The sequence below is a fragment of the Flavobacterium sp. WG21 genome, from assembly GCF_000335775.1.
Classification (GTDB): Bacteria; Bacteroidota; Bacteroidia; order Flavobacteriales; family Flavobacteriaceae; genus Flavobacterium; species Flavobacterium tructae.
Genome location: NZ_AMYW01000004.1, coordinates 253,568 through 266,201, shown reverse-complemented (window position 1 = coordinate 266,201; position 12,634 = coordinate 253,568). Strand labels below are relative to the sequence as shown.

3 protein-coding genes are annotated in these 12,634 nt (G+C 38.1%); all 3 read left to right on the top strand.

The genetic code is table 11. The features are described from left to right. Positions 1 to 432: hypothetical protein (locus tag C245_RS22725; RefSeq protein WP_017495545.1), on the top strand; the 432-nt coding region annotated here is incomplete at its 5' end. A gap of 251 nt (positions 433 to 683) precedes the next feature. After that, complete coding sequence (locus C245_RS0105330) at positions 684 to 1,217, top strand: UpxY family transcription antiterminator (protein ID WP_017495544.1); 534 nt, start codon at positions 684 to 686, stop codon at positions 1,215 to 1,217. 260 nt (positions 1,218 to 1,477) lie between these two features. Next, positions 1,478 to 12,598 (top strand): non-ribosomal peptide synthetase, encoded by an 11,121-nt coding sequence (locus C245_RS0105325; RefSeq protein WP_017495543.1) that lies wholly within the window; start codon positions 1,478 to 1,480, stop codon positions 12,596 to 12,598. Positions 12,599 to 12,634: the final 36 nt, after the last annotated feature.

Genomic DNA, 12,634 nt, shown 5'->3' with positions numbered 1-12,634 from the left:
CCTATTCAAAAAATGTTTGGGATCAATCCTTTCTTATGTGCAGAAGGAGATGCCATCAATGAAATCTGGCACATTGGACGTTTTGCCATTAAAAAAGGCGTTCGTGATGTTAACCTTCTAAAAAAACTATTGGTTTGTGCCATCGCACCGGTTTGCAAACACAAAGACAATATGGCCTTCGCCGAAATCGATGCCAAACTACTTCGCGTATTAACCCTAATGGGCATCAAAGCAAAAATTGTGGGTAAATCAATCGAATACCTGGGATCAGAAACAATACCTGTATCGATGTCCTATAATGGTCTTATTACTTTCTACAACGAGAACAAACATTTGGTTACACCGGAAGATTTTGAGCTTTCTTCTGTAAACTATAAACTACCCAATAAGGTAGTATTTAACGCTAACCAATTGAACTACACTTTGGTGTAGTAGCATTTGAAAACCTATATTGTAAATTTACTTCAGTAAAAATAAGTAGTTGGATTCGCAACTTTCAGATTTTTACATCACACTCAAAAGGCATCAAAATTTACCTTGAGAGTTCCAACAAAAACATTATTACCAAAATTACTTTAGAGTAAAAAAGGTAAAGCTATTAAACCAAAAAACGTATCTAAAAAAAATAACCATGTGACTGGTAATAGCGCAGCTATGCCCGGTGACGAAAAAAACCAAATAATATGGATCGAAAACAAGGTTGGCATGTTCTTTACGTCAAGTATAGACATGAAAGTAAAGTCTACAAAGAATTAATGGAAAAAAAATTAGAAGCTTTTTTACCTATGGCCACCAGCATTAGACAATGGAGTGACCGAACCAAGAAAATTGAAATTCCCTTATTTCCCAGTTATGTTTTTGTAAACATTAAAAACAACAAAGACTTTCATGATGCTTTAAATGTAGAGAGCGGTTGTTCCTACTTGTCTTTCGGCAAAGAATACGGCAAAGTTTCCGAAGAAGAAATCGCTTATATCAAACTCTTCACCCAGGGAAAAGACATCACCGATGTTCAAGTCGAATCGGCACTGCCAAAAATAGGCGATAAACTTAAAATCGAACATGGCGAACTATCAGGTTTGGAATGCGAAGTTTTCAGAGTCGACAATCAGCACAGAATCAGCGTACGATTAAGTTCATTGCGCCAGAATATATCAGCCATAATACCTTTGTCGTATCTATCCAATCCGGAAGAAAACGTCTTTGCAAAGGCATAGGTTTTAGATTTTCTTTTCAATTAGATTATCGCCTCCTATATAATGGAGCTAATCATTAAAGTGATTTTTGTACTTGTTATAAAGTGTAAAATATCTCTTATCTCAATCCTTTTTTACCACATCAAAATCTAGTTTTTACTACCTGGTAAATCATCACAACACATTGTCTTTTAGAACAATGTGTTTGGCGTTATACATAGGTTATTTTAAATATATCAGTTATTAATTCAAAAATAAAGCATTTAGAAAACACTATTACGATGAAAGATATCAAATCAATAATTACCGGCTTATCCCATAAAGAAGTACAAATTTTTCTTGATGATTCAGAAGAAAATTTAAGAGTAACAGGAAATACAGCAGCTCTTACTGCAGAGGATAAAAATGATATTTCAACCAATAAAGATCGTCTTATCGCCTTACTTAAAAGCAGTAAAAACAGTGCGAAATTTAATTTTGAGTCAATTTCTGCTGTTTCTGAATCTGAAAGTTACGAAGTATCGGCCGGACAGCGCCGTCTTTGGACTTTAAGCCAGTTTGAAGGAGGGTCTGAGGTGTACAATATGCCTATGCGTACCATTTTAAAAGGTAATTATGATATAGGATACTTTCAAAAAGCGATAATCGCTACTATAGAGCGTCATGAGATCTTGCGTACTACTTTCAAAATGGATGAAAACGGTGATGTGAGACAGTACGTGCAGCCAACAACAGATGTAAACTTCGGGCTGTCTTATGTTGATTTCAGAAATGTTACAGATAAAGATGCCAGTGTATCCGGTTATATCAAAGAAGATTCATTCGTTCCGTTTGATTTAGAAAAAGGACCATTATTTCGTCTAAGCTTATTACAGACTGAAGAGGATACTTATGTCTTTTATTACAACATGCACCACATTATAGGTGATGGCTGGTCGATGAATGTATTATCAAAAGATGTATTTGCATTTTATGAGTCTTTTGTAAAAGGGATTACTCCTGATCTTGCACCTCTTGCCATTCAATATAAAGATTATGCAAACTGGCAGGCAGTACAGATAAATTCAGCGGTTTCTACCAAGGATAAAGCGTATTGGATGGAAAGTCTTTCAGGTGAGTTACCAATCCTGGATCTTCCTTCAGAAAAACGTCGTCCTTCTGTGAAAACACATAAAGGAAGAAGCTTAAGAGCTTATATTTCTAAGGAAACAACAGCGATGCTTCAGCATTTTACAAAAGAGAACAATGGCAGTACTTTTATTAGTTTACTAACCACGATCAATGTTCTGTTTCATAAATATACCTCAGATACAGATATTATTATAGGTAGTCCGGTTGCAGGACGTGACCATGCAGATTTAGCCAATCAGATTGGTTTTTATGTAAATACTCTTGCCTTGCGCAATACCGTGGAGGCCGAGGAGAATTTTACTTCAATTTATAAGCGAATTAAAGAGCAGACACTTGAGGCGTTTAACCATCAAATGTATCCTTTTGACAGTTTAGTAGAAAACTTAAACATTAAAAGAGATGCAGGAAGAAGCAGTGTGTTTGATGTTTTGTTAGTGCTTCAGAATACATCAGCAAATGAGGTGACGATCGAAATACCAACATCAAAAACTGATGCCATTCTTGATTTAGGAGAAACAGTTTCAAAATTTGATGTAGAGCTTAATTTCAGAGAAGCCGGAGAGCACCTGGTTTTAGATGTTGCTTATAATACCGAGGTGTACGAACATCAAATGATCGAAGGATTAATACGACACTATAAACAAATCCTGGAAGAAGTATTATTTCAACCGGAAACTCCTATTGGAAAACTAACCTACATCAGTCAGGAAGAAGAAAAAGAATTAGTACAGGATTTTAATGCTACGGCAACGAATTACCCTGTTGATCTTACGCTTATAGACCTCATTGAAGAACAAGTTGCTAATAATCCGGAAGGAGTTGCTTTGGCTTTTGAAGGAGAAGAAATGACTTATGCAGCTTTAAATGAAAAAGCCAATCAGGTGGCTCATTATTTACGCAGTATCAATGTTACAACAGAATCTATAGTAGGATTGTGTATGGAACGTTCTTTTGAAATGGTTATTGGAATGTTGGGTATTATGAAATCCGGAGGAGCTTATGCACCTATTGATCCTCATTACCCGGTTGAAAGAATAGAGTACATTATTAAAGATACTAAAGCAGAAGTTGTATTGGTAAATAACGACAGTATCAACAAAGTTAATTTTCTGGAAGGTACTACGATACTTAATCTTGATCAACAGGATTCAGTACTTGTCAATCAGTCCAAAACTAATCCAGCTGTAGCAATACCGGTTACAAATGCGGCTTATGTAATTTACACTTCAGGATCTACAGGAAATCCTAAAGGAGTTGTGAACGAACAAAGAGGTTTGGTGAACCGTCTGTTATGGGCGAAGGAGTATTATAATTTAACGGCTAACGATGTATTGATACAAAAAACTACTTTCTGTTTTGATGTATCGGTTTGGGAGTTCTTCCTTCCATTATTGGCAGGGTGTAAATTAGTAATTCCAAAACCGGAAGGACATAAAGACAGCGATTATTTAAGAGAGCTGATCGCAGCACACGGGGTAACAATGATTCACTTTGTACCTTCTATGTTAAGTGCATTTTTATTGGACATTGATGTTTCTAAATGCAGCAGTCTGAAAAATGTGGTATGTAGTGGAGAGGCTTTAAAAATAAGCCAGGTAGAAGATTTTCAAAAAGTATTGCCAAATGTTGTTTTGAGCAATTTATACGGACCTACAGAGGCTTCGATCGATGTGACAAGCTGGATTGTTCCTTTTAATGCGGTAGATTTAAAACGTGTTACGATAGGAGTTCCCGTGGCAAACACTCAGATTTATATTCTGGATAGCGAAATGAACATACAGCCTAAAGGTGTTACAGGAGAACTGTACATAGGTGGTGTTCAGGTAGCCAGAGAGTACATCAATCTTCCTGAACTTAATGCTTACCGATTTGTACAAAATCCTTTTGGGGAAGGAAAATTATACAGAACCGGTGATAATGCAAAGTGGCTTCAGGATGGTACTATAGAATATTTGGGAAGAGAAGACAGCCAGGTAAAAATCAGAGGGTACAGAATTGAATTGGGAGAATTGGATACCGTTATCAACAGCTGTCCGTTTGTACATCAGGGAGTTGTTATTGCCAAAGAAGATGCTTACGGAGTAAATGAATTGGTAGCCTATGTCGTTTTTAAAGAGAATAAAACAAAAGAAGATCTTGTTGCTTATCTAAAAGAACACATTCCAGGGTATATGATTCCGGGAATAATGGTACAACTGGATGAAATTCCATTGACATCAAATGGTAAAGTAAACAGAAAAGCATTACCGGATCCAACATTCAGCAGGGAATATGAATATGTAGCGCCAGGAACAAAAACAGAAGAAGATTTGGTTGCCATCTGGCAGAATCTGCTAAATGTAGAGCAAGTTGGTATTACCGATAATTTCTTTGAACTGGGAGGACATTCCTTATTAGCAGTACGTTTAATATCGGCAATAAAGAAAGTAATGAACGTTGGCCTTACCATTACAAACGTATTCGGTAATCCGACGATCTCAGAGCTGGCTTCTTTTATAGAAAAACAAGATACTGCCTCAACATTTTCTTTGGTAAGTAAACAAGACTTACCTGCAGATATTCCATTGTCATATGCTCAGGAACGTTTATGGTTTATAGATAAATTAAAAGGCAGTGAACATTATCATATGCCTACGGTATTAACGCTAAAAGGAACTCTTAATACTGATTATCTTTCACAAGCTTTAAAAACAATTGTAGAGCGTCATGAGGCACTCCGTACTATATTTATAGAAAAAGAAGGTGTTGCTTATCAGGTGGTACAATCCTCAGACCGTTGGGAGTTGAATGTTGTTTCGGGAGTCGCAGATTATAAAGAATTTACAGCCGAAGAGATAAACAAACCATTTGATTTATCGAAAGATTATATGTTACGTGCTACGATTATCAAGGTATCAGATGCAGAACATATTTTAGTATTGGTACGCCATCATATTGCAACAGACGGATGGTCTGAATCTATAATCGTTAAAGAATTCAAAGAATTATACGCTTCCTATGCAACAGGAAAAGAAGCTAATTTACCAGCGCTTAACTTTCAATATACAGACTATTCCGTTTGGCAGCGTACCGAGTTGTCTGAAGAGGTATTAGCAGAAAAATTAGAGTATTGGGAGTCTAAATTAACAGGAGTAGCACCTTCTGCACTTCCAACAGATTATGCAAGACCAGCTGTCCAAAGCAGTCGTGGGAACCATATCAGTTTAAAGTTAGACAGCGATCAAAGTGAGGCTTTACGTGCTTATGCGAAAGAGCAGGGCGTAACCTTATTCATGCTATTATCGGGTGTTTACAAAGTATTATTGTACCGTTACAGCGGTCAGTCTGATATTTGTATCGGAACTACGGTGGCCAATCGTCCGCAGCAGGAGTTAGAATCGATGATTGGATTCTTTGTCAATGCTTTAGCCCTTCGTACTGATTTATCCGGTAATCCGTCGTTTAATGAAGTTCTGAAATCGGTAAAACAAACCACTTTAGAAGCGTACAATCATATCGCAGTTCCGTTTGAAAAAGTAGTAGACCGTGTAGAGAAAACAAGAGACAAAAGCAGAAGTTCTTTGTTCCAGGTATTGTTTGTTTTAAACAACAACCCGGAGGCAAAAGTTGCTGAATTTAGTGATATTACCATCGAACCAATGGCAATGAATTATAATATTGCCAAATACGATCTGACCATTTTTGCAGAAGACAGCGCGGAAGGAATCTCTTTTTCATTCAACTATTGTACAGATCTTTTCAGTGCTGCAACAGTGTCAGGTTTAAGATCACATTATGAGAACTTATTAACTGCTATCTTAGAAAACGGTACCTCAGCTATAGGAAATTTGGCCATGCTTAGCGCCGAAGAAGAGCAGGCACTTTTAGTAGAGTATAACACCCCTGAGTATGCATTATCAGGAAAAGGAACGGTATTATCTCACTTTGAAGCGCAGGTAGCCAAAACACCGGATGCGATTGCATTTGTTTATAATGATAGCCGTATGACGTACAAGGAGCTGGATGAAGCTGCTACCAAATTAGCATACTACTATCAACAAACGTATGATTTAAAACAGGGTGACTTGATCGCCATGATGATGGATACTTCAAACTGGTCTTTATTGGCGATGGTATCCATTCTAAAATCAGGAGCAGGTTATGTTCCAATTGATCTTTCCTTACCAAAAGAGCGTCAGTTGTACATGGTACAGGAAGCCAATGTAAAATGTTTGCTTATTGAATCTTCGAGTTTATTTGATGTAATTGATTTTTCAGTTCCTGTATTTTCTATCGATATTCAGTATGCCGATATCCAGGCACTTCCGCAGGAGGTTACCTTCTCAACATTGGCAACAGAAGATACTACAGCTTATGTGGTGTACACATCAGGAACCACAGGTCAGCCAAAAGGAGTTCAGGTGAGTCACAAGAATTTGGTAGACTATTACGAAGGATTAGAAGCTAAGATTGCGATCAGTGCTAACAAAAGCTTCGGATTAATGTCTTCACTTTCTGCAGATTTAGGAAATACCGTATTGTACGGTTCTTTATTAAGCGGAGGCTGTTTGCACTTATTCAATAAAGATACTTTAATGGATGGAGTGAAACTGCAAGCGTACTTTAACGCCAACCCAATTGATTGTATCAAAATAGTACCAAGCCACTGGCAGGCGTTGAGCATAAATAACAAGTTATTGTTGCCGGCACGTACTTTAATATTTGGTGGAGACGTACTTCAGGTGTCTTATGTAAAAGAGATCGCAGCACAAGATTCAAATGTGATGATTGTTAACCATTACGGTCCTACCGAAAGTACGATTGGAAAATTATTGCACCAGGTAGATCCTGCTTTTGATTACGTTACCATTCCGGTTGGAAAGTTGTTCTCAGACAGTGAAGCTTATATCGTAAGCAGTGATATGTCTTTATGTCCAATTGGAGTTTCAGGAGAATTATTACTGGGAGGCAAAGGAATCTCGAAAGGTTATCTGAATCGTGAAGATTTAACGCAGGAGAAATTTATCGCCAATCCATTTGCAGCAGGTAAAAGCGCTGTTTTATATAGAACGGGAGACTTAGTTCGCAGAAATTCATTAGGGGAGATTGAATTTTTAGGCCGTGTAGACGATCAGGTGAAGATTCGTGGATACCGTGTAGAATTAAAAGAAATCAGTCGTGTAATTCAGGGGTATTCCGGAATTGTACAGAATGAGGTTTTATTCAAAGAAGATGCTACAGGAGTTAAGCGATTGGTAAGTTATCTGGTTGTTGAAGAAGGGTATGCAGAATCTGATTTGAAATCGTATCTTTCAGGAGTTGTTCCGGATTATATGGTTCCTCAGGTGTATGTTGTACTGGATCAGATGCCGCTTACTTCAAACGGAAAAATCGACAGAAAAGCATTGCCGGAGCCTACAGTTACAGAAGGACGTGTATATGTTGCAGCTGAAACGGAAACCGAAAAAGGTCTGGTTGCGATCTGGCAGGATTTATTGAATGTAGAACAGATAGGAGTTACGGATGATTTCTTTGAATTGGGAGGACATTCTTTGCTTGCCGTTCGTTTACTATCAGCGATTAAAACGACACTTAATGTTGCCATTAATATTACCGATATATTCGATCATACTAATATTGCCGCTTTGGCTTCTTTTATCGAAAGTCAGGACAATACGCTTACACTTCCGTTGGTTGTCAAACAAGACTTGCCTGCAGACATTCCATTGTCTTATGCTCAGGAACGTTTATGGTTTATTGATAAATTAAAAGGAAGTGAGAATTATCACGTACCGGTATTATTAAACTTAAAAGGAGCTCTGAATACAGACTATCTTTCACAAGCTTTAAAAACAATTGTAGAGCGTCATGAGGCATTGCGTACTATTTATTTGGAAAAAGAAGGAATAGCGTATCAAAAAGTTCAGCCTTCAGAGCATTGGAATCTTACTGTTCTTACTTCTGTAGCCGATCAGAAAACTTTTATCAAAGACGAAATAAGCCGTTCTTTTGATCTGTCTAAAGATTATATGTTACGTGCTACAATTATCAAGGTATCAGAGGAAGAGCATATTTTATTATTGGTTCGTCATCATATCGCAACAGACGGATGGTCGACATCACTTATCGTTAATGAATTTAAAACATTATATGCTTCCTATGCAGAAGGAAAAGAGGCAGTATTGCCAGCTCTTAGTTTCCAATACACCGACTATTCAGTCTGGCAGCGTTCTGAGGTTTCCGGAGATTATCTGGCGGAGAAATTAGAGTATTGGGAGTCTAAATTAACAGGAGTAGCACCTTCTGCACTTCCAACAGATTATGCAAGACCGGCTGTTCAAAGCAGTATAGGAGACTACATAAACTTTAAATTAGATCGCGATCGCAGTGAGGCTTTACGAGCTTATGCCAAAGAAGAGGGCGTAACCTTATTTATGTTATTGCTGAGTGTTTACAAAGTAGCGTTGTACCGTTACAGTGGTCAGTCCGATATCTGTGTTGGAACTACAGTAGCCAATCGTCCGCAGCAGGAATTAGAATCGATGATTGGATTCTTTGTCAACACTTTGGCACTTCGTACTGATTTATCCGGTAATCCAACATTTAATGAAGTGCTGAAATCGGTAAAACAAACCACTTTAGAAGCGTACAATCATATCGCAGTTCCGTTTGAAAAAGTAGTCGATCGTGTAGAGAAAGCCAGAGACAAAAGCAGAAGTTCTTTATTCCAGGTATTGTTTGTTTTAAACAACAATCCGGAAGCTAAAATTGCTTCCTTTAGTGATATTACGATTGAGGCTGTACCAATGGATTATGACATTTCGAAGTTCGATCTGACCATTTTTGCAGAAGACAGTCCGGAAGGAATTTCTTTCTCATTCAACTATTGCAGCGCACTTTTCAATTCGTCTACGATTACAGGTTTCCGATCTCATTATGAGAATTTGCTGGACACTATTTTAGCAGACGATACTTCATCAATAGGAAATCTGGCCATGCTTAGCGCCGAAGAAGAGCAGGCACTTTTAGTTGATTATAACACACCTGAGTATTCATTATCAGGAAAAGGAACGGTATTGTCTCACTTTGAAGCGCAGGTAGCCAAAACTCCGGATGCTCTGGCATTTGTTTATAATGATAGCCGTATGACGTACAAAGAGCTGGATGAAGCTGCTACCAAATTGGCGTATTACTATCAACAAACGTATGATTTAAAACAGGGTGACTTGATCGCCATGATGATGGATACTTCAAACTGGTCTTTATTGGCGATGGTATCTATTTTAAAATCAGGAGCAGGTTATGTTCCAATTGATCTTTCCTTACCAAAAGAGCGTCAGTTGTACATGGTACAGGAAGCCAATGTAAAATGTTTGTTGATCGAATCCGGCAGTTTATTTGATGTAATTGATTTTTCAGTTCCAATATTTTCTATCGATATTCAATATGCCGATATCCAGGCACTTCCGCAGGAGGTTACCTTCTCAACATTGGCAACAGAAGATACTACAGCTTATGTGGTGTACACATCAGGAACCACAGGTCAGCCAAAAGGAGTTCAGGTAAGTCACAAGAATTTGGTAGATTATTACGAAGGATTAGAAGCTAAGATTTCGATCAGTGCCAACAAAAGTTTCGGCTTAATGTCTTCACTTTCTGCCGATTTAGGAAATACCGTATTGTACGGTTCTCTATTAAGCGGAGGATGTTTGCACTTATTCAATAAAGATACTTTAATGGATGGCGTGAAGCTACAAGCATATTTTAACGCTAACCCAATTGATTGTATCAAAATAGTACCAAGTCACTGGCAAGCTTTACGTATCGATACTGATTTGTTATTGCCGGCACGTACCATAATATTTGGAGGAGACGTACTTCAGGTGTCTTATGTAAAAGAGATCGCGGCACAAGATTCAAATGTGATGATTGTAAACCATTACGGTCCTACCGAGAGTACGATTGGAAAATTGCTTCACCAAGTAGATCCTGCTTTTGATTACGTTACCATTCCGGTTGGGAAGTTGTTCTCAGACAGTGAAGCTTATATCGTAAGCAGTGATATGTCGCTATGTCCAATTGGAGTTTCAGGAGAATTATTACTGGGAGGTAAAGGAATCTCGAAAGGTTATCTGAATCGTGAAGACTTAACTCAGGAGAAATTTATTGCCAACCCATTCACAACAGCTAAGAGCACGGTTTTATACAGAACGGGAGACTTAGTTCGCAGAAATTCATTGGGAGAAATCGAATTTTTAGGACGTGTAGACGATCAGGTGAAGATTCGTGGATACCGTGTAGAGTTAAAAGAAATCAGTCGTGTGATACAAGGGTATCCTGGTGTTGTACAGAATGAAGTTTCTTTTAGAGAAGACGCTGCAGGAGTTAAACGATTGGTAAGTTATCTGGTTGTTGAAGAAGGGTATTCAGAATCTGATTTGAAATCGTATCTATCAGGAGTTGTTCCGGATTATATGGTTCCTCAGGTGTATGTTGTACTGGATCAGATGCCGCTTACTTCAAACGGAAAAATCGACAGAAAAGCATTGCCGGAGCCTACAGCTGCAACGGGACGTACTTATGTCGCACCAACCACAAAAGCAGAAGAGGATTTGGTTACCATTTGGCAAAACCTGCTTAATGTTGACGAAATTGGAGTGACGGATAATTTCTTTGAACTCGGAGGTGACTCTATCATTGTCATTCAGGTAGTAAGCCGTGCCAAGAAAAAAGGTTATCAGGTTCAGGTTCAGGATTTGTTTGACTATCAGACGATTGCAGAACTGGCGGTTGCTGCAGAACGAAATAGCAAAGAGTTTAGTACTGCCGAGCAGGGAATTTTAGAAGGAGAAGTACCTCTATCCCCAATTCAGCAATGGTTTTTTGAAAGAAATGAAGCCGTATTGTCACATTTCAATCAGGCCGTTTTATTGAGCATCGATAAAAAGATCCCGAAAGAAAAACTCGAAAAAACAGTTGAATTAATAGCCAAACGTCATGATTCACTTCGATCAATATACCAAAAAGAGATCGTTCAGGGACAGGAAGAATGGAAACAGTTTTACGGAGAATCGGTTAATTTCTATCGAACAGAAACGATCGATGACGAAAAAAATATTACAGAAGCTGTGACGGCAATTTGTGCAAAATACCAACAATCATTGGATATTGAAAAAGGAGATTTAGCGCGTTTTGTTCTTATTGAAACACCGGACGCTGTACCCTACAACCGATTTTTCATGGTATCGCATCACTTAGCGGTAGACGGAGTTTCCTGGAGGTTTATCATCGATGATCTGGAAACACTGCTGACAGAAGAAACAACGGACGAGAAGCTGTATCTGGAAAACAAAAACAATTCGTTCAGAGACTGGATCAATAAGTTGAAAAACTTTGCAGAGACCGAAGAAATAGAATCTCAGTTAGAGTACTGGCAGCAAATTAATAGCGACTATACGCCGCTTCCGACCGATTTTTCGGCCAATAACCCTACCAGACAAACAAAGAAAACTCAGATCGGAATTCTAAATCAGGAATATACCAAACACCTGTTGAAAGATGCCAACTCAGCTTATAATACAGAAATCAACGATTTGATGTTAAGCGCACTTCAAATGACTTTTGAAGATGTTCTGGGAACAAAACGACTGGCATTAGGATTTGAAGGCCACGGAAGAGAAAATGTACTGAAAGACATTGATGTTAGCGGTACTACAGGATGGTTTACCAATAAATATCCGGTGATCCTGTCAAAAGAAAATGCCGAAACGGAAGGCGATATTGTTAAATCGGTGAAAGAAGCATTACGCAGGATTCCAACCAAAGGAATGGGGTACGGCTGTTTGCGTTATTTACACTCGTCTGAAGAAATACGCCATTCTTTAAAAGATTGCGGATGGGATGTTGTCTTTAATTATTTGGGACAAATCGATAATGTGCTGAATCAAAGTGCAGTCTTTTCATCAGCTCCGGAATATGCGGGAGATCATATCAGCCCAACTTCTATACTGGAAGAAAAATTTATTGTAAAAGCAATTATTGTGGCCAATGAACTTAGAATTTCCTGGGATTACTCCGAAGCACAATACCAATCAGAAACCGTTCAGAATCTGGCTAATAAATATGTAGAATATTTAACCCAGCTTATCGAACATTGTATTAGTAAAGAAGACCGAGAACTAACTCCTTCCGATTTTGGATTAAGCGATTCATTAGATTTTAAAGAGTTTGATGCTCTGTTTGAATCTGAAATTGCCGAAGAATCTCAGGATGAAAGTGTGCTAAGATTCTAAACTCATAACGAACCCTAATAACTATCACTATTTAAT